The organism is Candidatus Pelagibacter sp. PS_43, assembly GCF_059417795.1.
In genome coordinates this window covers 161,325-187,674 of record NZ_CM182066.1, presented here as the reverse complement: position 1 = coordinate 187,674, position 26,350 = coordinate 161,325, and the positions used below count along the sequence as shown (strand labels likewise).

Here is a 26,350-nt window from a genome sequence, read left to right as displayed (position 1 = left end):
CTAACTTAATTAGCTTTAACAGTAACCGATCTTCTGTTTTTTGACCAAGCCAATGGATTAGATCCTGAGTCTACAGGTCTTTCTTTACCATAACTTAATACTGAAATTCTGTCAGAAGAAATTCCATAAGTCATTAAATAATCTTTTGCTGAATTAGCTCTTCTTTCGCCTAATGCTAAGTTATACTCTCTTGTACCTCTTTCATCTGCGTGACCTTCTAATACAACATTAATATCTGAGTTTTTTCTTAACCATGCAGCTTGTTTTCTTAAAGTATCTCTTGAAGCTGTTGTAAGTACTGTTTCATTTGTTGCAAAGAAAACTCTGTCAGGAACACCTGAGGCTAAATATTCTACTGAATCTGTTCCCGTATAAACATCACCTTGAAGTTGACCTGTTGTTTTTTTAGTTGCACATGCTGATAGCACTAAACTTGCTATTAAAATCAAAAATGTATTTTTTAAAATCTTGCTTAAGTTCATTATTGCTCCTTAGTCCATTTATTGTAATTCGTTATTTTTTTCATATTTAATTAGACCTTTCAAGTTAAAAATCAAGCTTAATTACAGCTAATTCGTTAATAAAGATGACCAAGATGGGTCTGAAGCATCTGTTTCTGTTTCAATCAATCTTTCGTTATAACCTGTCAAATCTATAGACCACAATTTAGCAGAAAATCCCTCTCCTTTTGCGTTTGTTTTAGTTTCTCTATAAAATATTAATACTCTTCCATTTGGGGACCATGATGGTGCCTCTTGATAAAAATTTTCAGTTAATAATCTTTCACCACTTCCATCTGTTCTCATTACTCCAATATAAAATTTTCCTTTATGCAGCTTTGTAAATGCAATTAAATCCCCTCTTGGAGACCATACTGGCGTACCGTAAAGACCGTTGCCAAAAGATATTCTTTTAACATTTTTTCCATTGCTTTCCATTATATAAATTTGTTGGTAACCGCTTCTATCAGAATTAAAAGTAATGTATTTTCCATCAGGAGAATAAGAAGGGGAGGTATCAATTGAAGGATGATTTGTAATTCTTTCAACAATTCTATTCTCTAAATCCATTGTATAAATATCTGAATTTCCATCTTGAGCAAAACTCATTATAATTTTTTTTCCATCTGGAGAAAATCTTGGTGCAAATGTCATTCCTGGGAAATCTCCAACTACCTCTTGCATTCCCGTTTCAATATCTAGTAAATAAACTCTTGGTAAGTTTCTAAAATATGAAAGATATGTAACCATTTGATTAGTTGGGCTAAATCTTGGTGTTAAAACTAACTCATTCCCTAGAGTTAAAAATTTATTATTAAAACCATCTTGATCCATAATAGCTAATTTCTTTATTCTATTAGTTTTTGACCCCTCTTCCGCTACATAAATTATTCTTGTATCAAAATATCCTTTTTCACCTGTTAGACGCTCATAAACTTTATCTGTAATTATATGACCAACTCTTCTCCAATTACTTGGAACGGTAGTAAATGCTAATGCCATCATTTCTTTTCCAGCTAAAATATCCCACAGTCTAAATTCAACTCTTAATTTATCTTCTACAAAAGTTACTTTGCCAGTTATTAATGCTTGTGCTTTAATTAAATTCCAATCTTCAAATCTAGGTTTTAAATTTGCAACATCAGGTTTTTGAAGAAATGCATTTTTATCTAAAGGATTAAAAAGGCCTGTCTGTTTTAAATTATTTTCAACTATTAAAGATATTTCAGCTCCTAAATTTTCTTTTTTTAAAATTTTTTTAAAATTTTCTTTAGAATTATCATCGATTGAAAGTGGAGAAACAGCAACAGGAAGAGGGCTCAAGTTTCCTCTCGTAATATCAACTTCTATCAAAGCCATTGCTTTAATTGGAAATATGATCAGTAATATTAATAAATATCTATATAGCATTTTATCCTTCTAACATTTCTCTTGCATCAAAATTTAATTGTAACTCTTTCCATCTCTCATATCCAGTGCTAGGTACTCTAAGAGGCTGACATAGTTTTACTGCTCTCAATGCACTTTCTGCTAAAACTTTATAAAATCCTTGTCCTGGTTTATTCATTCTAGCATGATCAAGAATTTCGGAATCTACAATAGATCCATCTGGCTTTAATTGTAACTTAATTCTAACTAGTAAATTTTCGTTGTAAGGTAATCCTAAAGGAATACTCCAACATCCAAATATTTGTGCTTTTAGAGCATCTTCTTCACTTAGTGTTAAACCACCAAATTCTATATTCTTATCTTGATCCTGGCTTATTTCATTGCTTTTTTTGTTTGTTTCAGCACTTTCTACTTTAGATTTATCAATTAAGGCTGCAATATTATTTGGATCAAATAAATCTTTTTTTTCAAATTCTGAAACTTGTTTAATTTCTGTTTCAACTTTTTCAGGGTTTTGTTTGTCTTCTTTAATTTCTTTAACCTTTTCTAATTTTTCATCAGGTAAAGGTATTGCATCTTGTTTGTCTTTTTTAACTGCTTTTGGAGGGGCTTGTTCAGAGACAAGTTTTTTTTCTTTTTCTTTTACTTTTTCAATTATTTTTTTTGCTTTAGGTGCAAATGGAATATTTGTTTTATCTGTAATCTGAATTAGTTCAACTGAAACAATCGGTGGTAAATCAATTGGTTTTTTAGCTAAGAAAGGTAAACTCATGGCAGTAATTAATACAAGAAGTATATGAAACCCAAAAGAAATAAATATATTTCTATTCACTTTTACTACCTCTCTTTATATGGTTCAGAAATCAATGCTACTTTAGTAAAACCAGACCCAGACAACATTCCCATTATCTCCAAAACCCTACCATAATTTATTGATTTATCTCCTCTGACATAGATTCTTGTATCTGTTCTATTCTTCGATACAGCTAAAATCTTCGCTGTTATTTTATCATAATCAACTTTTGATTCTTGAATAAATATCTCACCTTTAGCATTAATAGATAGTGTTAATGGTTCAAGCTCTTCTGGTAATGTGTCTGCAGAACTTTCAGGTAAGTCGACCTGTACTCCGACTGTTAACAATGGAGCTGTAACCATAAATATAATTAACAAAACTAACATTACATCCACAAAAGGAGTAACATTTATTTCACTCATAGGCTCTTTTGATGAACGATTGAGTTTAAAAGCCATTTTAAATTATTGATAAAAATCTTTTAGAAAAATTTTCTAATTTTTGTGAATATTTTTTTGAGTCTAAATTAAATTTATTGTAAGCAACAACTGCTGGAATCGCTGCTAACAAACCTAATGCGGTTGCAAATAAAGCTTCGGCTATTCCTGGTGCTACAATTGCTAAACTAGTATTTCTTGAAATGGCAATTGATTGAAATGAATTCATTATTCCCCAAACAGTTCCAAATAAACCAATAAACGGTGCCGTTGAACCAACTGTTGCTAAAAAAGTAAAACCTTTATCAATTTTTGATATTTGTTTTTCAATACTCACCTCCAGCATTCCACTCATTCTGTCACTTAAATTAGCTTTATTTTTAGCTTTTAATAAAGTTTGCATAGCTTCCTTAAATAATAAAGCCATAGGGTTTTCTAAATTACTTGGTAAACTATTATAAAAAGTCTCTGCAGATTTTGATCTCCAAAATTTTTCTTCAAATTCCTCTGACTCTATATTTATTTTTTTAAATAATTTAAATTTTTCGATAATAATAGCCCATGAATATATAGAGCAGGCAATAAGCGTAAGTATTACTGATTTTACAATAAAATCTGCTCTTAAAAACAAACTCCATAACGAGAAATCAGTATTTGATGCAAGTCCTACTGCTTGTGATGTAATATCAGCTTCCATTATTAAGCTTTCACACTAAAATGTGTCATGAATTTGACTTTATTAAAGTTAAATTAACCCTCTAATTTATAAGTTTCGTAATAAAAACTAGCTATTAAAATTGCATCCGCTTTGTTAGAATCTTTTTTCTTAGATAATTCTGATGAATAATAAGGAAATACTTCGATTGCCTTAGTTCTGCTGGCATCTTTTTCTGAATTAATAAGATTAAAGTACTTTTTCCATTTAGCAGGTCTAACAAAATACATTGGTAATTGCATTGCAGAACATATCCCTTTTAAAATTCCAAATGATTGACCAAAATTAAACATACTTGTAACTCCTTGACCGGGCATAGCCGAAACCTGCTCAATCACCACTTTAATATCTTCTTTTTTTAAATCTTTTATTCTTAAAGAAATTTCATGATAAATTTGAGCTCCATTTACTTGTTTTTTATTTTTTTTCCCTTCGGGCATATTGGGCATCTCAACAACATCAATTATTTTTCCATCTTGAAAAAAACAAATAGAACCTGTTATGCCTGGGTCAATTCCAATTATAAGCATTAATTATTTTTTAAATTAATATTTGAGTAAACATTTTGTACGTCATCATCATCTTCAAGAGTTTCTAGAAATTCAATTGCAGAGTCAATTTTATCTTTTTCAACATCAACACTTTTTAAAGGTACCCATTCGATTTCTGTAGAAATAAAATTTGCTATCGTTTTTTCAAGATTTTTTTTTACATTATAAATTTCATTCATGGGACATTGTATTTCATGAAAATTTTCATAGGAAATACATTCATCTGCACCCGACTCAATTGCTAGTTCAAAAATTTGTTCGTCTGAAATTTCTTTTTTATCTATTTTTATAATACCAAGTTGATTAAAATTATGAGAGGCAGACCCCTGTGTTCCTAAATTACCACCACTTTTTTGAAATATTGTTCTGATATTGGAGGCTGTTCTATTTTTATTATCTGTTAGAGCTTCAATAATTACTGCAATTTTATCTGGTCCAAAACCCTCATATCTTAAATTCTCAAAATTATTGTCATTGCTAGCTGAGGATTTGTCTATTGCTCTTTCGATATTATCTTTTGGCATATTCGCTGATCTTGCAGCCTGGATAGCAGATCTAAGTCTCGGATTCATTGCTGGATCTTTGTCGCCTAATTTTGCAGCAACACTTATTTCTTTTGAGAGTTTTGAAAATACTTTTGATCTTTGTTTGTCTGCTTTTCCTTTAGAATGTTTGATACTTGCCCATTTTGAGTGACCCGACATAATAATTAATGAGAATTTTTTAATTCTCCTCCATATATAAAGTTTTCAATTTTATTTGCTAAACCTGTTTCTATATCACAATCAACAATCACACCACATAAAGTAGCATCACCAATTGATGGAAAGTGTTTAGTAGATTTTTTTTTTAGAAAACGGTTAATTGAATTTTCTTTATTCATTCCAATTACAGAGTCATAATCTCCACACATTCCTGCATCTGTTTGATAGGCGGTTCCTCCTTTAAGAATTCTAGCGTCATTTGTTGGTATATGGGTATGAGTACCAACAACTAATGTGGCCTTTCCATCAAAAAAATGACCGATTGCATTTTTTTCACTAGTAATTTCACCATGGAAATCAACAACAAGAAAATCATAATCTTCTTTCAAATTATATTTTTTAATAAATTTTTCTGCCACTTGAAATACATCATCACATTTTTTCATAAATACATTCCCCATTAAATTTAGTACTCCTACCCTCATCCCATTTTTTGAATTAAATATTTCAAATCCCTTTCCTGGAGAAGGTTCAAATAAATTTTTTGGCCTCAACAATCTATTTTCTTTTTCAATATGAGACATAGTTTCTTTCTGGTCCCAAACATGATTGCCTGTCGTAATGACATCCACGCCACAGTTAAAAAAATCTTTACAAATTTCCTCTGTAAGTCCAACGCCTGCATCAGCAGCATTTTCACCATTAACTATAACAAAATCAATTTTATGATCTTTTATTTTTGATAGTAAATTGTTTAAGACCATTGAGCGGCCTGAGATACCCACTACATCCCCTAAAAAAAGGATTCTCATTTTATAATATCCTCATTTGTTATAATAAAATCAAGTTTTTGATCATGTTTGTTAATAGGAATTTTTTTTATTTTTTGACATGATAGAGCTAAGCCAATTTTGATAATATTTTTTTTTCTTGATAATTTTTCAATAAAACGATCATAATATCCACCACCATACCCCAATCTATTTAAATTTTTATCAAATGCGACCATAGGAATAAATAAAATATCAGGGTGAACTAATTTTTTTGCTTCTGGCTCTGGTATACCAAGATTATTAATTTTTAATGGATCAATAAAAGTCCAATTGTAAAAGTCCATTTGAAAACTTTTTTTAATTACTGGTAATGATATTTGATAATTATCTTTTTCAAATTTTTTGAGTAAATCTAAATCATCAAATTCAAAATTGATAGGAAAGTATCCACCAATTTTTTTAGCAATTATATTTTCTTTTTTAAAAAAATTAATAATTCTCTTGTAATCTAACTTAATATTATCTTTATTATATGTTTCTCTAATTTTAAGAATTTTATTTCTTAATCTTTTTTTTAGCACAAGTTTACTGGACTGGATTTTCTAAATTAGCTTTTGCAACAAAATTTTCAATTTCATCAGCAGCATCTTCTATTATCTTTTCATAGTCTTGCTTATTTTTTTCAATTTCATTTTTAAATTCTTCATGATTTTGAGTAAGTTGAGCTATTTCTTCTTCTTTTTTATCTTTATATTCATAAACTAAAGATTTTAACTCTCTAAATTTATTAGAAAGATCTTTTAACTGCTCTTTTTTTAATTCTACTTTTTTCTTAGTCTCAAAATATTCATCCATTACTTGAACAGAAGTAATTAATAAAAGTTTATTTTCACCAATATTTCCTAAATCATTTTTAAGTTTATTAAACTTTTCATTAATATGAGTAAGCAATTCTTCTAGATGCTCCTCTTGTCCATCGTCACAAGACAATAAAAAATCTTTACCATTAAATTTGATATTTACATTTGCCATTTATCTATTTCTTCCAATAAAGTATCTGTTTCTTGATTTAATTCATCAATTTTTTCTGAAAATTCAGTTTCTTTTTTTTGTTCATCCAATTTTTGTTGTTTAATCTCCTCTAATTTTTGATTAAGAGCTTTATGTTCGCTCATTAGGTTTTGATATTTTTCTTCAATTTCTTTTTTTTCAATTTCTAATTGATTTTTTTGAGCATTCAAATTTTCTAGATTAGTTTTTAGTGAAGGGTTTTGTAATTTCAAATTCTTAAGTTTATTAATTGCAAAACTCAATTTTTTTTCTTTTTCAGTCTCTGTTTTCATATATATATATTTATAATATTAAATTGAGTCTACGAAGTCTAGATAGGATAATTTTTGAACAAACTACATAAAGATTTATCAAACGCAATAAGGTTTTTGTCTATAGACGCGGTACAAAAAGCCAACTCAGGTCACCCTGGAATGCCTATGGGTATGGCCGATGTTGCTACAGTTTTATTTAGAAGTTTTTTAAGATTTAATCCCAATAATCCTAACTGGCTAAATAGAGATAGATTTGTTTTGTCTGCGGGTCATGGATCAATGTTATTGTATTCTTTACTCTATCTAACTGGATACAAAAGCGTTTCGATAAAGGATATTAAAAATTTTAGACAATTAAATTCAATTTGTGCAGGACACCCAGAATATCATCCTGGAACAGGAATTGAAACAACCACTGGTCCACTTGGGCAGGGTATTGCTAACTCTGTTGGATTTGCTGTAGCAGAAGAAATTCTTAAAAAAAAATTAGGTAAAGAAATAATTAATCATAAAACTTATGTTTTAGCAGGTGATGGTTGTTTAATGGAAGGCATAAGTCACGAAGCTATGAGTTTGGCTGGTCACTTAAAATTAAAAAATCTTATTATGCTTTTTGATAATAATTCAATTTCAATTGATGGACCAACAAGCTTGGCTGTATCTGATAATTATAAAAAAAGATTTGAAAGCTATGGTTGGGATTATATCTTAATTAATGGTCACAATGAAAAAGAAATATTTAATGCATTAAAAAAAGTTCAGAATGCAAAAAGACCTACTGTCATTTCATGTAAAACAAAAATTGGTTATGGGTCACCAAATAAATCTGGTAAATCATCTTCACATGGTAGTCCAATTGGGATAGATGAGATCAAACTTGTTAGAAAAACATTAAACTGGCAATATGCGCCCTTTGAAATACCCAAAAATATTTTAAACGAATGGAAAAAAACTGGTGATAAAGGAATTAAATTAGAAAAAAATTGGAATAAATTTTATAAAAGAAAAAAATTTATAATAGATAAAATATTAAATAATAATTTTTCTAAATCATTAAAAATCGAAAAACAAATTTCATTAAAAGAAAATAAAAGCCTAGCTACAAGAAAATCTTCTGAATTAGTTTTGAATGCATTGACTAAAGAGAGCAATACTTTAATTGGAGGATCTGCTGATTTAGCTGGATCTAATAATACTAAAACTAAGTACCAAAAAATTATAAATTCTAACAATTTTAATGGGGAATATATTCATTATGGTGTTAGAGAGCATGCAATGTGTGGAATAATGAATGGTATTGCACTTCATAGTAAGCTCATCCCTTATGGAGGAACATTTTTAATATTCTCAGATTATTGTAAACCATCGATACGTCTATCAGCGCTAATGGGTCAAAGAGTTATATATGTAATGACACACGACTCTATTGGTTTGGGTGAGGATGGTCCAACCCATCAGCCAATAGAACAGTTGTCCGGCTTAAGATCTATTCCAAACCTAAATGTTTTTAGACCTGCAGATAGAATGGAAACTATAGAATGTTGGGAATTCTCTCTAAAAAATTCAAATACACCCAGTATCTTATCATTGACTAGACAAAATCTTGATCCTATAAGAAAAAAATATTCAAACTTAAATAAATGCTCATTAGGAGCATACGAGGTTTTTAGAACAAATAAAAAGATCAACCTCACTATACTTGCTAGTGGATCCGAAGTTAATCTTGCAATTAAAACTAGCCACAAATTAGCCAAAGACAAAATATACTCTAAAGTAATATCTGTTCCATGCCATGATATTTTTGACAAACAGTCATCTTCTTATAAGCAGAAAATACTTGGTGAAACAAAATTTAAAATATCTATTGAAGCTGCATCAACAGATTGTTGGAAGAAATATATTGGCACTGATGGTTTGACATTTGGAATAGATACTTTTGGAAAAAGTGCACCTTATAAAGAGATTTATAAATATTTTGGATTAACAGTTGAAAATATTTCAAAAAAGACAAAAAACCTTATAAAGAATAAGAAATGACATTAAAAGTTGGAATAAATGGAATGGGCAGAATTGGTAGAATGGTAATTAGAGCAATCATTGAAAGCCAAAACAAAAATATAGAAATTAAACATATAAACAACCGATCCAATGCTGAAACAAGCTGTACACTAATAAAATATGACTCTGTTCATGGAAAATTTAACGCAGAGTTAGAATTTGATGAAAAGCATTTAATTATTAATAAAAATAAGATTACTTTTTCTCAACACTCAAATATTGAAGATATAAATTGGAAATCATATGGAGTTGATTATGTTTTTGAATGTACTGGAAAATTTAATTCAAAAGATAAATTATTAGCTCACCTTAAAAATGGCGCTAAAAAAGTTATAGTTTCAGCCCCATGTAAAGATGCAGATAAAACAATTGTATTTGGTGTTAACGAAAATATTTTAACAAATGATGACCAAATTATTTCGGCCGCTTCGTGTACTACTAATTGTCTGGCTCCTGTTGCAAATGTTTTAAATAATGATTTTGAAATTGAAAAAGGATTTATGACTACTATCCATGCTTTTACTAGTGATCAAAGAATTTTAGATAATTCTCATAAAGATCCAAGAAGAGCAAGATCTGCCAGTCAATCAATAGTTCCAACTTCTACAGGTGCCTCAAAAGCAATTGGTGAAATTATACCTGCTTTAAAAGGAAAACTTGAGGGTGTAGCTATGCGAGTGCCTACACCAAATGTTTCCTTAATAGAATTAGTTTTTTGTACTAAAAAAGAAATAAGTAAAGAAATCATAAATATGGCATTTACAAATGCAGTGAAGAAACAAAAAAAAAAAGTTTTAGAAGCAACATCAGAAAAATTAGTATCCATTGATTTTAATCACAATTCAGCTTCTGCAATCGTTGATCTTTCCTTGACTAATGTTGTGGGTAAAAATATGGGTAAGATTTCTGCGTGGTATGATAATGAATGGGGCTTTTCAAACAGAATGTGTGATATAGCAGAATATCTTCATAAAAACTCTTAATGAAAAGTATAAAGGACCAGGCTGATCTTAATCAAAAAAATATATTACTTAGGTTGGATTTAAATGTTCCATTAGAAAATGGAGCAATTACTGATACCACCAGAATTGATAAAATATTACCAACCATTAAATATTTATTAGAAAAAAATGCAAAAATAATAATACTTTCACATGTTGGTAGACCCAAAGGTAAAGTTGTCAAAGAACTATCCCTTGAACCTATATGTGAAGATCTAAAAATCAAATTAAAAACTGATATTAAACTTATCACTAAAAATATTCGAGAAATAAATTCAACTGATCTTTTTAAAAATCAAAATGAAAAAATTGTGATACTTGAAAATCTTAGGTTTTATGAAGAAGAAGAAAAAAATGACAATGCTTTTGCTAAACATTTGGCAAGTTTAGCTGATATTTATGTTAATGATGCATTTTCATGTTCTCACAGAGCACATGCCTCTATTTTTAAAATAACAAAATTTATTACCTCATATTCAGGTCTTCAATTTGACTTAGAAATTGAAGCATTAACTAAGATTACTTCTGAAATTAAGAAGCCTATTACTTGTATAATTGGTGGCTCTAAAATTTCTTCTAAAATTAATATTATAAAAAATTTAATTTCAAAGTTTAATAATATTATAATAGTTGGAGGAATGGCCAATAATATACTTAAATATCAAGGTTATGAAATTGGAAAATCTCTTCAAGAGGATAATTGTCATCAAATCATTGAAGGAATATTTTCTTTATCAAAAAAAGAAGATTGTGAAATACTTTTTCCAGAAGATGTTGTAGTTGGAAAAAATTTAAATGACGATCCAACAGTAAAAGAATTAAAAGATATTTCTAAAGATGACTTAATTTTAGATATTGGTCCTAAATCAATAAAAACCATCAATAACTTAATAGATAAAAGCAATACTATCCTTTGGAATGGACCTGCAGGTTATTTTGAAAACCCTAATTTTGCTAAAGGAAGTATTCAGATTGCAAAAAAAATTGTCGAAAAAAATAATAATAATACAATTTATTCTGTAGCAGGTGGAGGTGATACTGTTTCACTATTAAATACTATCGATGGAGTTAATTCTTTTAATTTTGTCTCAACCGCAGGTGGAGCTTTTTTAGAATTTCTTGAAGGAAAAGAACTTCCTGGTATAAAAGCTCTTAACTAATATGTCAGAACTAAACAAAATAGCACTTAAAATACTGTCAAATGGCAAGGGCATCCTTGCTGCAGACGAAAGTAATGGCACTATGACAAAAAGATTAGATTCTGTTGCAGTTCCTTCAACTCCAGAAAATAGATTATTATTTAGAGAGACACTTTTTACCTCAGAAGCAATGAAAAAATTTATTGGTGGGGTTATTTTATATGATGAAACAATTAAACAAATTTCTAATTCTAACAAAGCTATACCAGAATTAATCTCTGCAACAGGTGCTGTTCCTGGAATTAAAGTTGATACTGGAGCTAAAGTTATGGCAAATTCTACTGAAGAAAAAATTACAGAAGGTCTTGATGGTTTAAGAGAAAGATTGAAAGAATATTATAAATTAGGGGCAAGATTTACAAAATGGAGAGGTGTTTATAATATTACAAAAAAGCACCCAAGTGAATTATCTATTCATTCAAACGCACATGCTCTTGCAAGGTATTCAGCCTTGGTTCAAGAATGTGGAATGGTGCCAATAGTAGAACCAGAAGTTTTAATGGACGGTGATCATTCAGCTGAAGACTGTTTTAACAAAACTTCAAAAGTTCTTAAAAAATGTTTTGAGGAGTTAATGCTCCATAACATTGACTTCAGTGGAATAATTTTAAAACCTAATATGATTTTAGCAGGAGCTAGTTCTGATAAGAAGATATCTAATGAGGAAACTGCTAAACTTACTCTAAAATGTCTTAAAGAAAATGTACCAACTGAAGTACCTGGTATTGCATTCCTATCAGGGGGTCAGACAGAGGTTGAGGCAACAGAAAATTTAAATTTAATAAATAAGCACAATAATACAAATTTTATCATAACCTATTCGTATGGAAGAGCCTTACAACAAAGCGCTCTTAAATTCTGGTCAAAAGATATTAAAAATATTGAAGGCACACAAAACGTATTTAATCATAGAGCAAACATGTGTACATTAGCAGCTCAAGGGAAATGGTCAGCTGAACTTGAGTCTCAATAAAAAAAATACAAAGTTTATATATTTAATTTCACCAAATAAAATAGAAGACGATGAATTTTATACTAATTTATCATTAGTATTAAAATCAGGAAAAGTTAGCTATTTTCAATTGAGACTAAAAAAAGAAACAATCAAAAATAAACTTATTATTGGAAAAAAAATTCGAACAATATGCAAGAAGTACAAAGTAAAATTTTTAGTGAATGATGATCCCATGATTGCAAAAAAACTGAATGCAGATGGTTGTCATTTGGGCCAAAGCGATATGAGTATTGTTAAGGTGAGAAAACTATTAAAGAATAAGATTATTGGTGTTACCTGTCATAATTCAATAAAATTAGCAAAAAAAGGAATTTCGGATGGGGCTGATTATTTAGCGTTTGGTGCGTTTTACTCAACTCAAACTAAAAAAGTTAAATATAGAGCAAATTTGAGAATACTGAAATCTATAAAAAAGATAACTACCTTACCGGTTGTTGCTATTGGTGGTATAAAGTTGAATAATTACAAAAAACTCTTATTGAATAAAGCTAACTTTTTAGCTATTTCAGGCTACATTTGGCACAATAAAAAATATAAACCTTTAGAAGCTATTAAAAAATTAAAATGAAAATATACGCAAGTGAAATTAGAGTTGGGATGCTAATAGAATATAAAGATGATCTTTGGCAAGTTTTAAAAACTCAGCATGTAAAACCTGGTAAAGGTGGTGCTTTTGCACAAGTTGAAATGAAAAGTGTAAATAAAAATACAAAATTAAATGAAAGATTTAGATCAAGTGAATCTGTTGAAAAGGCTTCATTAGATGAGACAAAATTTAATTATCTTTATGAAGATGAAACAGATTATTATTTTATGGATCCTAAATCTTATGAACAAATTAATATTAAAAAAGAAACAGTAGGTGAAAAGGGTAAAATGCTAACAGAAAACTTGGAGGTTAATATAAGTTTCTATAATGAAAAACCTTTAACGGTAGAATTGCCTAATCAAGTGACATGCACTATCGAGACAACTGATGTTGCTCTAAAAGGACAAACAGTTTCCTCTTCTTATAAACCTGCCGTATTAGATAATGGAGTAAACATTCAAGTTCCCCCTTTTATTGAAAGTGGTGACAAAATTATAGTTGATACTCGAACTATGGAATACATAAAAAAGATATAATTTTTATGCAATCTATATCAGCTAATCTGAACGTTATGATTAAAGCTGCTGAAAAAGCATCTAGAGCATTAATCAGGGATTTTGGAGAAATAGAAAAATTACAAGTTTCAATTAAAGGCCCTACTGACTTTGTATCAAACGCTGATCTAAAAGCTGAAAAAATAATTATAGAAGAATTAAAAAAAGCAAGACCTTACTATTCTATTATCAGTGAAGAAGATGGCTCTGAAAACAACAAAGATAAGGAGCATACTTGGATCATAGATCCTATTGATGGTACTACAAATTTTTTACATGGTGTACCTCACTTTGCAATATCTATAGCCTTAAAATATGGTAATGAAATTATTTCAGGTTTAATTTATGACCCAATTAAAGATGAAATGTTTTATGCTGAAAAAGACAGTGGTGCTTTCTTTAATAATCAAAGGATAAGAGTATCCAAAAAAAAGGAGCTTAATAGCTGTTTGTTTGCAACAGGTGGTGTAGCTAAAAATGAAGTCGACTTACCTTTAAGAAAGTCTGGAAGTGCTGCTCTAGATATTGCCTATGTTGCTGCAGGAAGATACGATGGTTATTTTCAAAATGACCTTAATTTATGGGATATAGCTGCAGGTATAATATTGGTGAAAGAAGCAGGTGGAATGATTAATGAAATCGACCTTTCACAAAATAAAAATATACAAATAAGAGCTTCGAGTATGGCAATTAACGACAAAATGCTTGAAAAATTAAAGAACTTTTAATTGTTTTATAGAATTCTTTTGCTATAAGTCTCGATATGAAAAAAGACATACACCCGGACTACCATACAATTAAAGTAGAGATGACTGATGGAACTCAATTTGAAACAAGATCAACTTGGGGAAAACAAGGAGAAGTCTTAAGACTAGAAATAGATCCAAAATCACATGCTGCTTGGACAGGTGGTAAACAAAAATTAATGGATAAGGGTCGTGTTAGTAAGTTTAATAAAAAATTCCAAAACTTCAGATCAGAAAAAAAAGATTAAATGTCAAACGTACCTTTAATGCCAATGGCAACAGCTGTTTGGCTTGTAGAAAATACTACACTTACATTCAAACAAATTGCTAAATTTTGTAATTTACATGAAGTTGAAGTACAAGGTATTGCTGATGGTGAAGTTGCAAAAGGAATTATGGCTTATAACCCAATTATATCTGGTCAGCTTACTAGGGAGGAAATTGAATTAGCTTCAAAAGATGAAAATAAAGAATTACAAATTAAAAATACTGATATTGAAATCTCAACTGAGGATAAAAAAATTAAGAAGTATATTCCGTTATCAAAAAGACAAGACAAGCCAGACTCAGCTTTGTGGTTAATTAAACATCATTCATTGCTAAAAGACTCTCAAATTGCAAAATTAGTTGGAGTAACTAAAGCTTCTATTACAGCGATAAAGAATAAAAGTTATTGGAATTATAATAACTTAAATCCAAAAGATCCTGTCGCTTTAGGGTTATTTTCTCAAAAAGATTTAGTAGAGGCTATTGAAAAAGCAGAAAGACGAATTAAAAGAGAAAAAAAAGAAAAAGAAAAGGCAAAATTAGCAAGGGAAGTCTCAAACATTGAATAATTTTAATAGACAGTAAAATTATATAATGTTAGTTAAACACACTTAAAATTTATGAAAATTGAAGTTAAAGATAACAATATTGAACAAGCTCTAAGAGTTTTAAAAAGAAAATTACAACGTGATGGTTTTTTTAAAGTAGTAAAATTAAAGAGTGTTTACGAAAAACCCTCTGAAAAGAAAAAAAGAATTCTACAAGAAAATATTAAGAGAGTTAAAAAGCTTAATAAGCTTAAAAATAGAATTTAAATATACCGCGGGGTGGAGCAGTCTGGTAGCTCGTCAGGCTCATAACCTGAAGGTCGGCGGTTCAAATCCGTCCCCCGCAACCAAAATCAATTAAATTTTAAATTTAGATTTTTTGCTATCAACCAAAAAAGCTTTAACCGTTTCTTTGGTAAGTTGATCGAATGTTTTTCCAAAATTCTCTATTTTTTCAATAGTTGCTGGTGGAATAGTGATAATATGACAACCTAACTGTTTTGCTTGTAGATAATTATAAGGCTCTCTAACACTCGCCCAAAGTATTTCAACATTTTTAAACTTTTTTGCTATAGAAATACTTTTTTTAAATTCTGGGATTGGATCTTTACCAGTATCACCTGCTCTACCAGCAAATATCGAAATTATAACTTTAGTTTTCTTATTAATTAATTTCAGAATTTTTTCTGTCTGTTTAGCACTATATACTGCTGTAATATTAAGTTTAATATTTAAACTATTAAGCTCTTTAATAATCTTACCCATAAAAATACCTCTAGAATTAGCCACTGGCACTTTTACATAAACATTCTTTCCCCAGGTATTGATCTGAAGAGCTTGTTGCTTCATTTGTTTATATTCATCAGCAAAGACTTCTAAAGAAACAGGTTTGTTATTACAAATTTTTAGTATTTTCTTCGAATAAGATTTATAATCTTTTGCTCCTGCCTTTCTCATTAAACTTGGATTAGTTGTAAATCCCTTAACTATTTTTTTTTTATTAAATTTTTTTATCTGATTTAATTCTGCAATGTCACAAAATATTTTTATTGTCATTAGTCTTAAAGATTTTTAGTTATATCTTCAGTCATCTTTTTTGCATCAGCAAATAGCATTAAAGTATTTTCTTTATAAAATAGGTCATTATCAATTCCAGCATATCCAGGAGATAAACTTCTTTTTACAAATAATACAGACTTACATTTTTCAACATCTAATACAGGCATTCCATAAATTGGGCTTTGAGGGTCAGTTTTTGCAACTGGATTTGTTACATCATTTGCCCCAATTACAAATGCAACATCTGCATTAGCAAAATCATTATTAATTTCTTCAAGTTCAAAAACCTCATCGTAAGGAACGTTTGCCTCAGCTAACAATACATTCATATGTCCCGGCATTCTTCCTGCTACAGGATGAATTGCATAAGTCACTTTAATATCATTTTTCTTTAAGGTATCTACCATCTCTCTTAGTGCGTGTTGTGCTTGAGCTACAGCCATTCCATAACCTGGAACAATTATAACAGATGATGCATTTTTCATTAAGAAAGCTGCATCTTCAGCATTACCGCTCTTAACAGGTTTTTGTTCTTTATTTCCAGATGATGCAGATTGTTCTGTTGCACCAAATCCTCCTAAGATTACATTAAAGAAAGAACGGTTCATACCTTTGCACATTATGTAAGATAAAATTGCACCTGAAGATCCAACAAGAGCTCCTGTTATAATCAATGCAGTATTTTCTAAAGTAAAACCAATTCCTGCAGCAGCCCAACCAGAGTATGAATTTAACATAGATATTACTACTGGCATGTCTGCCCCACCAATAGGGATAATTAATAAAAATCCTATTAAAAATGAAACAGCTATTAATATCCAAAAGAAATTAGAGGACTGAGTTGAGCATAACAAGTAAGTTAAAATTATTATTGAGATTAACAATAAGGCATTAACAAAATGCTGCCCTTTAAAAGTAATTGGTGAACCTGACATTATTCCTTGAAGTTTTAAAAAAGCAATTATTGAACCTGAAAATGTTATGGCACCAACTGCGGCTCCAATTGACATTTCAATTAAGCTTGCAAGTTTAATGGCACCTACTGATCCTAGATTAAATGCCTCCGGATTTAAGAAAGCTGAAATTGCAACAAAAACTGCTGATAGTCCAACTAAGCTATGAAATCCTGCAACTAATTCTGGCATAGCAGTCATTGGTATCTTGTAGGCTATGAATGCCCCTATAAGTCCTCCAACCAGTAAAAAAATTAATACGTAAATTATTCCACTAGAGAAATTTCCAACAGATAAAAAAGTAACAGCGATAGCTATCACCATTCCCAAGATTCCAAAAAAATTACCTTGTCTTGATGTTTCTGGTGATGAAAGACCTCTTAATGCTAAGATAAACAAAACTCCTGAAACTAAATAAAATATTGCTGATAAATTTGCTGACATAATTATTTATCTTTCTTCTTTTTTTTATACATTTGAAGCATTCTTTGAGTGACCAAAAATCCTCCAAATATATTAATAGCAGCAAGAGATATTGCCAAAAATCCAAGTATATTTGAGATTGTAAAAGTACTGTCTATACTTCCTGCTAAACCTGCAATTATAGCACCAACAATAATTACTGATGATATAGCATTAGTAACAGACATTAATGGTGTGTGTAAAGATGGAGTTACACTCCATACAACATAATAGCCAATGAAAATTGATAAAATGAATATACTTAATCTAAATATAAAAGGGTCTATTTCCATAATTCTATTTTATTAAAGTTTTTTCAATTATTTCATCTTCTAAATTAATATTAATCTTTTTATTTTCTTTGTCATATAAATTTGAGACAAAGTTAAATACGTTTTTTGAATATAAGTTTGAAGCTGAAACAGGCAGTTTGTTTAAAATATTTGTTTCACCCATAATCTTTACTCCTTTTTTAATTACAATTTTATCAACCTCAGTAAACTCTGAATTTCCACCTTGAATCGCAGCTAAATCATAAATAACAGAGCCTGATTGCATATTATCAATCATAGAAGCTTTAATGATTAATGGAGCTTTTTTTCCTGGAATTAAAGCAGTACATATTACAATATCAATTTTCTTTAAAGTTTCAGCTAAAAGACCTTCTTGTTTTTTTTTAAATTCTTCAGATGCTTCTTTTGCATAGCCTTCTTCTGTCTCAAGGTTTTCAGACCCTTCAACAGTTAAGAATTTTCCACCTAAACTTTCAACTTGCTCTTTTGATGCCATTCTAACATCTGTTGCAAATACGATAGCACCCATTCTTTTCGCAGTTGCAATTGCTTGAAGACCCGCAACACCTGCACCAACCACTAATACTTTTGCTGCTGGAATAGTACCAGCTGCTGTCATCATCATGGGTATTGCTTTTTCAAACTTTGCAAACGACTCTATTACGGCTTTATAACCAGCAAGGTTAGCTTGAGAAGAAAGTATATCCATTGATTGGGCTCTAGTTATTCGAGGCAGCATTTCTAAAGAAAAAATATTAATATTTTTTTTAGATAAATTTTCTATTATTTCTTTATTAGCATATGGATTGAATACTCCAATAAGCGTTTGGTTTTCTTTTAAATTTGAAAGATTTTCGTCAGATAATAAGCCTAACTGAATAATAATATTTGCTTTACTTAATATTTCTGTTTCATTAGAAGAGATTTCAACACCTAACTCTTTGTAGTCACTATCCTTAAAGCCTAAATGTTCACCATATTTTTCAAATAAAGTAATTTCAAAACCAAGAGCTATATATTTTTTTGCAATCTCGGGAGTAATTGCAATTCTTTTCTCAATATTTTGGTTTTCTAAAACTGAAGCGATTCTCATAAGAGAACTTTATAGCAAGAATATTGCCATTAAAACTAAAACACCTATAACAGCGACAGTTCCCCACAACACAAACTTTGTGAAGTTATTCCAGGTATTTTTATGGTCTTGGTTATCCATAAAAACTACTTCTGTCTTGCTTTAAATTTTGGGTTTGTTTTATTAATTATATAAACTCTGCCTCTTCTTCTAACTAATTTAGAATTAAGGTCTCTTTTTTTTAGTGATTTTAACGAGCTTTTAATTTTCATAATTTTTTTTTAGCCGGCAATGTCCTACTCTTCCGTGTCTTAAGACAAAGTACCATTGGCGCTGAAGGGCTTGACTTCCGAGTTCGGAATGGGATCGGGTATTACCCCTTCGCAATAATCACCGGCGAAAGAGTTATATCTAAAATAAATATATTGTAAACAAGGAATTATAATTTTTTTTTGTCATTTTTAACAATATTCTTCAAATAATCCTCAAGGTTAATTTTTCCAAACAATTTATGAACTTTATTTGATAAATTCATGCTTGTTAAAGCTGAGGCGTATCTTTCACCTTTTCTGGATGGTAGTAATTTAATTTTAACATTAAATAATTTTGCAACTTCCATAATTGTATAACTTTTTCTATTAGATATGCTGTAGTGATTACACTGGTTTTTTTTCCATACATAATAACAGGCTTGAACAGTATCGTTAATATGTGTAAATCTTCGAGATTGTGATCCTGGCCTAACAACTGTTAATGGTAATTTTCTTTTAAACTGATTTTCAAATATTCCTATTACTGTAGACATTGGTCCTGTTTCTAATTGACCTGGTCCATAAACATTATAAAAATACAATATTTCAAATTTAAAATTAAACCATTTTTTTAAGTTCTCCAATAATTCCAAATTTTTAGCTTTAGTAAATGCATATGGAGATAAATTTTTATCATTTCCTTTATTGCCAATACTTGCTGATGTTGCAGAATATATAAGTTTTATTTTATTAGTAAGACAAAAATTAAATACTTCATTTGAACCAATTGTATTTGAGTCAATACAATCAGTCATTTTTAAAAAACTTTGATATATTCGAGAAAACTCACCAAAATGAAATAGTGAATGAATATTTTTTTTAAATTGTTCTAAACTTTTTGAAATATTTTTTGTATGTGAATTTATATATTTTACTCTATTATTTTTGATATGATTTATTTTTTTTCCAGTTGAATAATTATCTAAACTTATTATATCAAAGTTTGTTTTTTTTAATAAATATTTAATCAAATTAGAACCAACAAAACCAGCTCCACCAGTAATTACTATTAATTTTTTTTTTTATACAATTTTATTATTTTCTAAAAAATTTTTATAAGTTTTTTTTATTGCTACATCTAATTTAGTCTTAGGTCTCCAACCATATTTATTTGCCAATTTAATGTCCAAAACTTTTCTTGGTGTACCATTTGGTTTTGATAGGTCATATTTAATTTTAATTTTTTTTTTGGGTATAATTATATTAAGTATTTTTTTTGCATATTCTTTGATTGAAAAGTCTTTTCCCGAACCAATGTTAATAGTTGTTCCAAAAAAATTTTTTTTCATAAAAAAAATACAGGCATCTGCCAAATCATCAACATAAACAACCTCTCTTTTTGCTAAGCCATTTCCCCATAGTATTAGTTCTTTTTTATTGTTTAATCTTAGGTTATGCACTTTCTTAATGAGTGCGGGTAAAAAATGTGAATTTAAAGCATCATAATTGTCATTTGGTCCAAATGTATTTGTTGGCATTAAACACTTGTAGTTTGTTTTATACTGAACATTATAATTCTCACACATTTTAATTCCTGCAATTTTAGCAATTGCGTATGCATCATTGGTTTTTTCTAATTCTCCAGTTAATAAATAGCTTTCTTTAATCGGTTGCTTACAGGTTCTAGGATAAACACAACTAGAGCCAAGAAAAATCAATTTTTTTATTCCACACAAGTATGCTGAATGAATTAAATTAACTTGGATAGACAAGTTATCAAAAATAAATTCTGCTCTATATTTGTCATTTGAATAAATTCCACCTACTTTTGCTGCAGCAATAAAAATAAAATCAGGTTTATTTTTCTTTAAAAAACTATAAACTTTTTTTTGATTTTTTAGATCTAATTGTTTTCTAGATCTAAAAATAATATTTTTATACCCTTTTTGTCTAAGTTTTCTTACAATTGCACTCCCAACTAAACCTTTATGACCAGCAACATATATTTTTGATTTAAAACTAATCATTCCCTAGCTTTGACAACTCGGCTTCAACCATTTCTTTTACAAGCATTTTTATTTTAATCTTTGGCCTCCAATTAAGTTCTTTTTTTGCTTTAGATGAGTCTCCTAGTAGTGTATCAACTTCTAAAGGTCTAAAATATTCTTTATCACATTCAACTATACATTTTCCTTTTATATCAAAGCATTTCTTTTTAATTCCAGATCCTTTCCAATAATACTTTATACCCAACTGATTTAAGGTAAGGTCTACAAATTGTTTCACTGTATATTGATTTCCAGTCGCAATTACATAATCAGATGGATTTTTTTTTTGCATCATTTTCCACATAGCCTCCACATAGTCTCTAGCATGTCCCCAATCACGTTTCGCATCTAAATTTCCAAGATATAATTTATTTTGCAATCCTAATTTTATTTTACATAACGCCACAACAATTTTTCTTGTAACAAAAGTTTCGCCTCTTACAGGACTTTCGTGATTAAATAAAATTCCATTACATGCAAATATATTGTAAGCTTCTCTGTAGTTTACTGTTATCCAGTGTGCATACACTTTAGCAACACCATACGGGCTTCTTGGGTAAAAAGGTGTCTTTTCAGATTGTGGAGTCTGCTGAACTTTACCAAACATCTCTGAAGTTCCTGCTTGATAAAATTTTGTTTTTTTTTGAAACCCATGAAACTTAATAGCCTCTAATATTCTTAATGCACCAACAGCATCTGCATTTGCTGTGTATTCTGGAACTTCAAATGAGACTGCTACGTGTGATTGTGCAGCTAGATTATAAATTTCATTTGGTTTAATATTTTTAATCATTGTTGAAACAGACAGAGAATCTGTGATATCCCCATAATGCAAAATAAAATTTCTACTTTTTACTTGAGGCTCTTGATATAAATGATCTATTCTTCCTGTGTTAAATGATGATGACCTTCTTTTTACACCATGAACAATATAACCTTTATCAATTAATAATTTAGCAAGGTAAGAACCATCTTGTCCAGTAATACCAAAAATTAAAGCAATTTTTTTTTTCATTTTTTAGTAAAAAAATTCTTACTTATTCTTAAGCATTCATTTTTAAGTTCCAAAGTATTATTCTTAATTTTAATCTCTTGCATAAGTTTCTTGTTATTTAAAGTAAAACTATCATTATTGAAACTATTTTTTAGTTTAATAATCTTTATTTGTGCTGAATTATAAAAATTTAACCAAGTAATAAGTTGATTTAGGTAAATTTTCTTACCTAAAGATACATTATATAATCCAAAAGAATTTTTCTTTATTAATTCAAGAACTATTTGATTAAATTTTTTAATAGAAATGAAGTCTTTGTATGTTTTATTGTTTTTATAAATAAAGCCTTTTTTTGCCATTTCAAAAAAAATATCAGAAAAAGTTTTGTGCAACTTTCTTTTATTACTATTTGGATAACATATAATGTTTGAAATTCTTAAAATTAAAACTCTATTAGTAAGGATTTTTTTTATATTAATTTCAGATTTAATTTTATTTTTTGAATAATTACAATTCGGTTTTTCCTTATCTAATTCATCAATATTAAATTTGGCTTTATAAACTTTTCTAGTGCTTAGCATAACTAATTTTGTTTTAGAATGTAGAATTTTTTTTGCAATTCTTAGATCATTATCATTTTTATCTTGATATTGATTTTTAATAAATTTTTGATTGGATGTACAATTAATGATTACGTCAAACTTATCAACATGTATATTTTTATTTTTTATAAAGTTTTCAAAACTAAGTTGATAAACATTTAATTTTTTAATCTTAAAATAATTAAATAAGTTGCTACCTATAAGTCCTTTTAGACCAATAATAAGTATCTTTTTATTCATCTTATAAAATAATTAACAAAATTTGTTATCAAATAATCTAAATTTTTTTTATATCGTATATTATTTTTAAAAAAAAAATATTTTACATAATGGTGAGCTTGCTTACGTCTTTTCCACCAAGCAAATGATAAAAATTTAAAGTTTGCTGAAATCATTTCTTGAGATTGTCTATAATAAGTAAGGTTTTGATCTAAAATATAAAAATCTTTTTTAATATACTTTAAATACATTCCAATCCTGAAGTCCATCCATATATCTGGAAACAAATTAAAATTTATCTTCTTAATTATTTCTTTAAACTTTTCTCTTTTCATAACAATACAGCTTTGAGGTGGAATAAATGGCCAAAAGTTAGAAATAATTTTTTTTTTGTTTTTGATAAATTTTAATTTATTACTATATTTATAAATGGGTAGATCAAATAGTGAGGATATTTTTTTATTTTTTGAAAATTTATTAACTACAGTTTTTATCTTATTTTTTTTAAATAGGTCGTCACTATCTAATAAAAAAATAATTTTTCCTTTGCTTTTTTTAAAAGCCCTATAATACCCGTTCATTTGGTTATAAGAGCCATATTTGCCTCTTTTTCTATTCCTTATAATAATAATATTTTTATATTTGTTGATTCTTTTAATGGAATTATCTGATGATGAGTCGTCGTGAATTATTATTTCAACATTTTGATAAGTTTGTTTTTTTATTGAATCGATACATTCATTTAAATACTTTTCATTATTATAGTTAGCAATTAGTACTGATACTTTAATATCTTTCAATTAATGATCTCTTTTCTTTTATAAATATACTCAAATGTTTTTCTAAAAGGCATTCTAGATTTATACATTTTATTAAAATTGTTTTTAATTAGTAACTTATTAATGTCTCTGAATGTATACCCTTTTTTAATCATGTTATCATAATGATGTTCAAACATAATGATATCAACTAAATTAATCTTATTTTTTAAACCTAATAATACTTCAAATTCATATCCTTCCGTATCTATTTTCATAAAATCTATTTTTTTTATATTATTTTTTTCAATGTAATCTTTTAATTTGGATATTTTTATTTTTATTTTTTGGTAGGTTTCTTTATTATTTAAAAAATTAATTAATCTAAATTTTCTTTTATAGTATTTGGACTCTTTATCTATTTCTTTAATTGTAGATGATGAACTTTCATTAAACTGGTTAAATTCAATAATCTTATCTTCTGCACCAAGAGCTTTATTTTCTAAAACTATCTCTGTATTATGATATCTTTGTTTATTTTTTTCTATTTTTTTTTTTAAATATTCAAAATTAATTGGACTTGCTTCAAAAGAAATAATCTTTTTTATAATAAAGTTTTTTGAGAATAATTCAATTGACTCTCCCTTATGTGCACCAATATCTATAAGGAGTTTAAAATTATTATACTTATTTTTTTTTAAAAATTTAATCCACTTTTTTTGATAAGAATAATCAAATAAACTGAGTCCCCATAGTATTATTTTTTGAATCATTGATTTATAAATATAATCTTACCCATTACTTTTTTTATTTTAACATCTTTATTGCACTTAAAATTTTTATTTTTACAGTTGTTATATTGTTCAATTAATTGATCCATTTTTTTTTGTATTCTAAAATGATTATCATCAAGAAAATAGTAAGTTTGCCTGATTGGTTTATAGCTATACTGCTCTACTTCATTAACTATTCTACTTATATTCCTCGATAAAAAAATAATTATTGTTAAAGAAATTAGCACAATAGAAATTTTTGAATATTTTTTTAGGTCAATTTGAGATAATCCAAGTTTTATTGATATTGGAATAAATAGCAATAAAGCTATTATATGGTAACCACCATATCTTAATGCTGGGTGATTATAAAACCATTCAATACCTAAGATCAAAATTAACAAATAAACTAAATACACATGATGATCTATTTTGATTATTACTTTTTTAAAAAAACTTTTTCTAAAAAAAAATAGGAATATGCTAATTAGCAATATTATACCTAATATAAAATCACTTACTTTATTAAAAAAATAAATATTAATCCAATTACTTACCCAATTAAAATTTTTTATATATTCTTCAGGATTGTCTATCCTAAAATTTGGAGCTGCACCTCCCTTCGACCACAATTCATACCAGTCGTTCATTTGTTGAACTTGTGCCAATGGTATGCCCCATTCGATCCCATTAAAACATGTTAAACTTAATGGATAAACTAAACAGCCTGTGTTAATAAAATATGTAAGTAAAATAAATAAAAATAAAACTAAAAATAACACAAAATATTTATTAAAAAATAAAAAATATGAGGTTTGAATATAATTTTTATTTTTTTTTAAAATATAAAAAAATAATGGAATAACAAAGATTATATACAAAATATAAAAAGTTTTAAAAGAAACAATCAATGCACCAAGCAAATATATATTAAATAAATTTAAGGTTTTAATAGTTTTTAAATTAACAAAATTTAACAATTCAATTATAAATAAAAATATTAATATCATTGCAGCACGATCAGTTCCATATTCAGACATCCTATAAAAAAATATATTTATAAAAACAAATGATAGTAGGCTTAAAAAATGAATTAAATTTAATTGCTCAACTTTAATAAATATAAATTTAAAATAATTATGGATTTTCTTTAGAAGAATAATATTTGTAAATCCTAAGATAAATAAAGAAGTAAAATTAAATAAATAAAATTTTGCATATGGCAAATAAAATAAAGAATTTATATAAAATATAGATGATGGTGTTCTAAAGCCATGATTAAATTGGCCAATTCCTATATGTAAACTTTGTTGTGTTAGATAATATGTATAAGGAAAATGATAATATGGAAAATCATCGTGATTTTTAAATTGAAATACAGCACAAAATAATAAAATAAAAACTATAAAAGAAAAAATAATTTCACTTTTATATAAAGAATATTTTTGCTTTACTAAATAAATAAATAAAATTAATCCAATAAAGAGTATTATAAGATTATGAATTTCAGTGTGGGCAATAAAAAGATTACTAAAATACGAATATACAATTAATATATAAATTCCAAATAAGCCTGAATATCCAAAGTTAACAAAATTAAATTTAATTTTTAGTAATTTTAGAGAATATAGGCCATAGCCAACTATTGATGTAAGAATTAGAAAGTAATATGTGGTAAATACAAAAAAATTGTACATTA

Annotated in this window: 34 protein-coding genes, 1 tRNA gene and 1 rRNA gene; 11 read left to right on the top strand and 25 right to left on the bottom strand. The window is 28.0% G+C overall.

The genetic code is table 11. The annotated features are described in order from the left end of the window. Positions 1-5 precede the first annotated feature (5 nt). The 11 genes from pal to AC5SLL_RS00985 all read right to left on the bottom strand — a co-directional run bounded on the left by pal (position 6) and on the right by AC5SLL_RS00985 (position 7,208). Complete coding sequence (pal, locus tag AC5SLL_RS01035) at positions 6-482, bottom strand: peptidoglycan-associated lipoprotein Pal (protein WP_271516389.1); 477 nt, start codon at positions 480-482, stop codon at positions 6-8. 87 nt (positions 483-569) lie between these two features. Next, positions 570-1,910 (bottom strand): Tol-Pal system beta propeller repeat protein TolB, encoded by a 1,341-nt coding sequence (tolB, locus tag AC5SLL_RS01030; RefSeq protein WP_494586740.1) that lies wholly within the window; start codon positions 1,908-1,910, stop codon positions 570-572. A gap of 1 nt (position 1,911) precedes the next feature. Next, positions 1,912-2,721: a cell envelope integrity protein TolA gene (tolA, locus tag AC5SLL_RS01025; protein WP_271516384.1), complete on the bottom strand. Its 810-nt coding sequence runs from the start codon at positions 2,719-2,721 to the stop codon at positions 1,912-1,914. Positions 2,722-2,726: 5 nt separating this feature from the next. Then, positions 2,727-3,143, bottom strand: coding sequence for a protein TolR (tolR, locus tag AC5SLL_RS01020; RefSeq protein ID WP_494573348.1), 417 nt, complete (start codon positions 3,141-3,143; stop codon positions 2,727-2,729). A 1-nt stretch (position 3,144) separates the two neighbouring features. Then, positions 3,145-3,819, bottom strand: coding sequence for a protein TolQ (gene tolQ / locus AC5SLL_RS01015; protein WP_494586739.1), 675 nt, complete (start codon positions 3,817-3,819; stop codon positions 3,145-3,147). Between the two features lie 53 nt (positions 3,820-3,872). Beyond that, entirely contained in the window at positions 3,873-4,367 is a 495-nt protein-coding gene (locus AC5SLL_RS01010; protein WP_271516377.1) for a RuvC family protein, read from the bottom strand. Then, entirely contained in the window at positions 4,367-5,092 is a 726-nt protein-coding gene (locus tag AC5SLL_RS01005; protein WP_494586738.1) for a YebC/PmpR family DNA-binding transcriptional regulator, read from the bottom strand. Before AC5SLL_RS01005 ends, AC5SLL_RS01010 begins: the two co-directional genes overlap by 1 nt. A gap of 5 nt (positions 5,093-5,097) precedes the next feature. Next, positions 5,098-5,904, bottom strand: coding sequence for a TIGR00282 family metallophosphoesterase (locus AC5SLL_RS01000; RefSeq protein WP_494586737.1), 807 nt, complete (start codon positions 5,902-5,904; stop codon positions 5,098-5,100). Then, positions 5,901-6,446 (bottom strand): 5-formyltetrahydrofolate cyclo-ligase, encoded by a 546-nt coding sequence (locus AC5SLL_RS00995; RefSeq protein ID WP_271516368.1) that lies wholly within the window; start codon positions 6,444-6,446, stop codon positions 5,901-5,903. Before AC5SLL_RS00995 ends, AC5SLL_RS01000 begins: the two co-directional genes overlap by 4 nt. Positions 6,447-6,450: 4 nt before the next feature. After that, entirely contained in the window at positions 6,451-6,897 is a 447-nt protein-coding gene (locus AC5SLL_RS00990; protein ID WP_271516367.1) for a cell division protein ZapA, read from the bottom strand. Beyond that, positions 6,885-7,208: a 5-formyltetrahydrofolate cyclo-ligase gene (locus AC5SLL_RS00985; RefSeq protein WP_271516365.1), complete on the bottom strand. Its 324-nt coding sequence runs from the start codon at positions 7,206-7,208 to the stop codon at positions 6,885-6,887. The genes AC5SLL_RS00990 and AC5SLL_RS00985 overlap by 13 nt, the downstream gene beginning before the upstream one ends. A 54-nt stretch (positions 7,209-7,262) precedes the next feature. Between AC5SLL_RS00985 and tkt the strand changes: the two genes are divergently transcribed. The 11 genes from tkt (at position 7,263) to AC5SLL_RS00930 (ending at position 15,517) form a co-directional block, all read left to right on the top strand. Next, positions 7,263-9,227 (top strand): transketolase, encoded by a 1,965-nt coding sequence (gene tkt / locus AC5SLL_RS00980; protein WP_494586736.1) that lies wholly within the window; start codon positions 7,263-7,265, stop codon positions 9,225-9,227. Continuing rightward, entirely contained in the window at positions 9,224-10,231 is a 1,008-nt protein-coding gene (gene gap / locus AC5SLL_RS00975) for a type I glyceraldehyde-3-phosphate dehydrogenase (protein ID WP_494586735.1), read from the top strand. Before tkt ends, gap begins: the two co-directional genes overlap by 4 nt. After that, complete coding sequence (locus AC5SLL_RS00970) at positions 10,231-11,409, top strand: phosphoglycerate kinase (protein ID WP_494586734.1); 1,179 nt, start codon at positions 10,231-10,233, stop codon at positions 11,407-11,409. Before gap ends, AC5SLL_RS00970 begins: the two co-directional genes overlap by 1 nt. Position 11,410: 1 nt before the next feature. Continuing rightward, on the top strand, positions 11,411-12,421 hold the full coding sequence (locus AC5SLL_RS00965; RefSeq protein ID WP_494586733.1) for a class I fructose-bisphosphate aldolase: 1,011 nt from the start codon (positions 11,411-11,413) through the stop codon (positions 12,419-12,421). Beyond that, positions 12,408-13,031: a thiamine phosphate synthase gene (thiE, locus tag AC5SLL_RS00960; protein WP_494586732.1), complete on the top strand. Its 624-nt coding sequence runs from the start codon at positions 12,408-12,410 to the stop codon at positions 13,029-13,031. The genes AC5SLL_RS00965 and thiE overlap by 14 nt, the downstream gene beginning before the upstream one ends. Further along, positions 13,028-13,588, top strand: coding sequence for an elongation factor P (gene efp / locus AC5SLL_RS00955; protein ID WP_494586731.1), 561 nt, complete (start codon positions 13,028-13,030; stop codon positions 13,586-13,588). The genes thiE and efp overlap by 4 nt, the downstream gene beginning before the upstream one ends. 5 nt (positions 13,589-13,593) lie before the next feature. After that, positions 13,594-14,334, top strand: a complete 741-nt coding sequence (locus AC5SLL_RS00950; RefSeq protein WP_494586730.1) for an inositol monophosphatase family protein — start codon at positions 13,594-13,596, stop codon at positions 14,332-14,334. A 35-nt stretch (positions 14,335-14,369) separates the two neighbouring features. Then, on the top strand, positions 14,370-14,600 hold the full coding sequence (gene rpmE / locus AC5SLL_RS00945; protein WP_271516353.1) for a 50S ribosomal protein L31: 231 nt from the start codon (positions 14,370-14,372) through the stop codon (positions 14,598-14,600). Next, positions 14,601-15,188: a cell cycle transcriptional regulator TrcR gene (locus tag AC5SLL_RS00940; RefSeq protein ID WP_494586729.1), complete on the top strand. Its 588-nt coding sequence runs from the start codon at positions 14,601-14,603 to the stop codon at positions 15,186-15,188. A gap of 51 nt (positions 15,189-15,239) precedes the next feature. Next, complete coding sequence (rpsU, locus tag AC5SLL_RS00935; protein WP_006997326.1) at positions 15,240-15,434, top strand: 30S ribosomal protein S21; 195 nt, start codon at positions 15,240-15,242, stop codon at positions 15,432-15,434. 6 nt (positions 15,435-15,440) lie between these two features. Continuing rightward, positions 15,441-15,517: transfer RNA gene (locus AC5SLL_RS00930), tRNA-Met, on the top strand. 7 nt (positions 15,518-15,524) lie between these two features. On the opposite strand, the gene AC5SLL_RS00925 is transcribed toward AC5SLL_RS00930, so the two are convergent. The 14 genes from AC5SLL_RS00925 to AC5SLL_RS00860 all read right to left on the bottom strand — a co-directional run bounded on the left by AC5SLL_RS00925 (position 15,525) and on the right by AC5SLL_RS00860 (position 26,348). Further along, entirely contained in the window at positions 15,525-16,223 is a 699-nt protein-coding gene (locus tag AC5SLL_RS00925) for a transaldolase family protein (protein ID WP_494586728.1), read from the bottom strand. A 5-nt stretch (positions 16,224-16,228) separates the two neighbouring features. After that, a complete protein-coding gene (locus tag AC5SLL_RS00920) occupies positions 16,229-17,623 on the bottom strand; it encodes an NAD(P)(+) transhydrogenase (Re/Si-specific) subunit beta (RefSeq protein ID WP_494586727.1) in 1,395 nt (464 codons plus the stop codon). Between the two features lie 2 nt (positions 17,624-17,625). Then, positions 17,626-17,934, bottom strand: a complete 309-nt coding sequence (locus AC5SLL_RS00915) for a proton-translocating transhydrogenase family protein (RefSeq protein WP_494586726.1) — start codon at positions 17,932-17,934, stop codon at positions 17,626-17,628. 4 nt (positions 17,935-17,938) lie between these two features. Continuing rightward, positions 17,939-19,027: a Re/Si-specific NAD(P)(+) transhydrogenase subunit alpha gene (locus AC5SLL_RS00910; protein WP_494586725.1), complete on the bottom strand. Its 1,089-nt coding sequence runs from the start codon at positions 19,025-19,027 to the stop codon at positions 17,939-17,941. 9 nt (positions 19,028-19,036) lie between these two features. Continuing rightward, the gene (locus tag AC5SLL_RS00905; protein WP_018413861.1) at positions 19,037-19,147 is read right to left on the bottom strand and encodes an aa3-type cytochrome c oxidase subunit IV; all 111 of its coding nucleotides are present in this window, start codon (positions 19,145-19,147) and stop codon (positions 19,037-19,039) included. A gap of 5 nt (positions 19,148-19,152) precedes the next feature. Continuing rightward, entirely contained in the window at positions 19,153-19,278 is a 126-nt protein-coding gene (gene ykgO / locus AC5SLL_RS00900) for a type B 50S ribosomal protein L36 (RefSeq protein ID WP_006997331.1), read from the bottom strand. A gap of 11 nt (positions 19,279-19,289) precedes the next feature. After that, positions 19,290-19,404: ribosomal RNA gene (gene rrf, locus AC5SLL_RS00895) — 5S ribosomal RNA — on the bottom strand. A 41-nt stretch (positions 19,405-19,445) separates the two neighbouring features. After that, positions 19,446-20,327, bottom strand: a complete 882-nt coding sequence (locus tag AC5SLL_RS00890) for an NAD-dependent epimerase/dehydratase family protein (RefSeq protein WP_494587062.1) — start codon at positions 20,325-20,327, stop codon at positions 19,446-19,448. Positions 20,328-20,339: 12 nt separating this feature from the next. Further along, positions 20,340-21,284: a GDP-L-fucose synthase family protein gene (locus tag AC5SLL_RS00885; RefSeq protein ID WP_494586724.1), complete on the bottom strand. Its 945-nt coding sequence runs from the start codon at positions 21,282-21,284 to the stop codon at positions 20,340-20,342. Further along, positions 21,277-22,320: a GDP-mannose 4,6-dehydratase gene (gene gmd, locus AC5SLL_RS00880; RefSeq protein WP_494586723.1), complete on the bottom strand. Its 1,044-nt coding sequence runs from the start codon at positions 22,318-22,320 to the stop codon at positions 21,277-21,279. Before gmd ends, AC5SLL_RS00885 begins: the two co-directional genes overlap by 8 nt. Continuing rightward, a complete protein-coding gene (locus AC5SLL_RS00875; RefSeq protein ID WP_494586722.1) occupies positions 22,317-23,141 on the bottom strand; it encodes a sugar nucleotide-binding protein in 825 nt (274 codons plus the stop codon). Before AC5SLL_RS00875 ends, gmd begins: the two co-directional genes overlap by 4 nt. Further along, positions 23,138-23,920, bottom strand: coding sequence for a glycosyltransferase family 2 protein (locus tag AC5SLL_RS00870; protein ID WP_494586721.1), 783 nt, complete (start codon positions 23,918-23,920; stop codon positions 23,138-23,140). Before AC5SLL_RS00870 ends, AC5SLL_RS00875 begins: the two co-directional genes overlap by 4 nt. Beyond that, positions 23,917-24,651: an FkbM family methyltransferase gene (locus AC5SLL_RS00865; RefSeq protein WP_494586720.1), complete on the bottom strand. Its 735-nt coding sequence runs from the start codon at positions 24,649-24,651 to the stop codon at positions 23,917-23,919. The genes AC5SLL_RS00870 and AC5SLL_RS00865 overlap by 4 nt, the downstream gene beginning before the upstream one ends. Beyond that, complete coding sequence (locus AC5SLL_RS00860; protein WP_494586719.1) at positions 24,648-26,348, bottom strand: DUF8201 family protein; 1,701 nt, start codon at positions 26,346-26,348, stop codon at positions 24,648-24,650. Before AC5SLL_RS00860 ends, AC5SLL_RS00865 begins: the two co-directional genes overlap by 4 nt. Positions 26,349-26,350 lie beyond the last annotated feature (2 nt).

Bases quoted from the DNA above. Each gene is read 5' to 3' on its own strand.
- AC5SLL_RS00875 (WP_494586722.1), bottom strand. From the start codon at position 23,141: ATGAATAAAAAGATACTTATTATTGGTCTAAAAGGACTTATAGGTAGC.
- AC5SLL_RS01000 (WP_494586737.1), bottom strand. From the start codon at position 5,904: ATGAGAATCCTTTTTTTAGGGGATGTAGTGGGTATCTCAGGCCGCTCA.
- tolB (WP_494586740.1), bottom strand. From the start codon at position 1,910: ATGCTATATAGATATTTATTAATATTACTGATCATATTTCCAATTAAA.
- AC5SLL_RS00910 (WP_494586725.1), bottom strand. From the start codon at position 19,027: ATGAGAATCGCTTCAGTTTTAGAAAACCAAAATATTGAGAAAAGAATT.
- AC5SLL_RS01010 (WP_271516377.1), bottom strand. From the start codon at position 4,367: ATGCTTATAATTGGAATTGACCCAGGCATAACAGGTTCTATTTGTTTT.
- AC5SLL_RS00920 (WP_494586727.1), bottom strand. From the start codon at position 17,623: ATGTCAGCAAATTTATCAGCAATATTTTATTTAGTTTCAGGAGTTTTG.
- AC5SLL_RS00905 (WP_018413861.1), bottom strand. From the start codon at position 19,147: ATGGATAACCAAGACCATAAAAATACCTGGAATAACTTCACAAAGTTT.
- AC5SLL_RS00860 (WP_494586719.1), bottom strand. From the start codon at position 26,348: ATGTACAATTTTTTTGTATTTACCACATATTACTTTCTAATTCTTACA.
- AC5SLL_RS00925 (WP_494586728.1), bottom strand. From the start codon at position 16,223: ATGACAATAAAAATATTTTGTGACATTGCAGAATTAAATCAGATAAAA.
- tolQ (WP_494586739.1), bottom strand. From the start codon at position 3,819: ATGGAAGCTGATATTACATCACAAGCAGTAGGACTTGCATCAAATACT.
- efp (WP_494586731.1), top strand. From the start codon at position 13,028: ATGAAAATATACGCAAGTGAAATTAGAGTTGGGATGCTAATAGAATAT.
- gmd (WP_494586723.1), bottom strand. From the start codon at position 22,320: ATGAAAAAAAAAATTGCTTTAATTTTTGGTATTACTGGACAAGATGGT.
- AC5SLL_RS00885 (WP_494586724.1), bottom strand. From the start codon at position 21,284: ATGATTAGTTTTAAATCAAAAATATATGTTGCTGGTCATAAAGGTTTA.
- AC5SLL_RS00915 (WP_494586726.1), bottom strand. From the start codon at position 17,934: ATGGAAATAGACCCTTTTATATTTAGATTAAGTATATTCATTTTATCA.
- AC5SLL_RS00985 (WP_271516365.1), bottom strand. From the start codon at position 7,208: ATGAAAACAGAGACTGAAAAAGAAAAAAAATTGAGTTTTGCAATTAAT.
- pal (WP_271516389.1), bottom strand. From the start codon at position 482: ATGAACTTAAGCAAGATTTTAAAAAATACATTTTTGATTTTAATAGCA.
- AC5SLL_RS00970 (WP_494586734.1), top strand. From the start codon at position 10,231: ATGAAAAGTATAAAGGACCAGGCTGATCTTAATCAAAAAAATATATTA.
- gap (WP_494586735.1), top strand. From the start codon at position 9,224: ATGACATTAAAAGTTGGAATAAATGGAATGGGCAGAATTGGTAGAATG.
- AC5SLL_RS00865 (WP_494586720.1), bottom strand. From the start codon at position 24,651: ATGATTCAAAAAATAATACTATGGGGACTCAGTTTATTTGATTATTCT.
- rpmE (WP_271516353.1), top strand. From the start codon at position 14,370: ATGAAAAAAGACATACACCCGGACTACCATACAATTAAAGTAGAGATG.
- AC5SLL_RS00950 (WP_494586730.1), top strand. From the start codon at position 13,594: ATGCAATCTATATCAGCTAATCTGAACGTTATGATTAAAGCTGCTGAA.
- AC5SLL_RS00990 (WP_271516367.1), bottom strand. From the start codon at position 6,897: ATGGCAAATGTAAATATCAAATTTAATGGTAAAGATTTTTTATTGTCT.
- ykgO (WP_006997331.1), bottom strand. From the start codon at position 19,278: ATGAAAATTAAAAGCTCGTTAAAATCACTAAAAAAAAGAGACCTTAAT.
- AC5SLL_RS00940 (WP_494586729.1), top strand. From the start codon at position 14,601: ATGTCAAACGTACCTTTAATGCCAATGGCAACAGCTGTTTGGCTTGTA.
- rpsU (WP_006997326.1), top strand. From the start codon at position 15,240: ATGAAAATTGAAGTTAAAGATAACAATATTGAACAAGCTCTAAGAGTT.
- AC5SLL_RS00965 (WP_494586733.1), top strand. From the start codon at position 11,411: ATGTCAGAACTAAACAAAATAGCACTTAAAATACTGTCAAATGGCAAG.
- tolR (WP_494573348.1), bottom strand. From the start codon at position 3,143: ATGGCTTTTAAACTCAATCGTTCATCAAAAGAGCCTATGAGTGAAATA.
- AC5SLL_RS01005 (WP_494586738.1), bottom strand. From the start codon at position 5,092: ATGTCGGGTCACTCAAAATGGGCAAGTATCAAACATTCTAAAGGAAAA.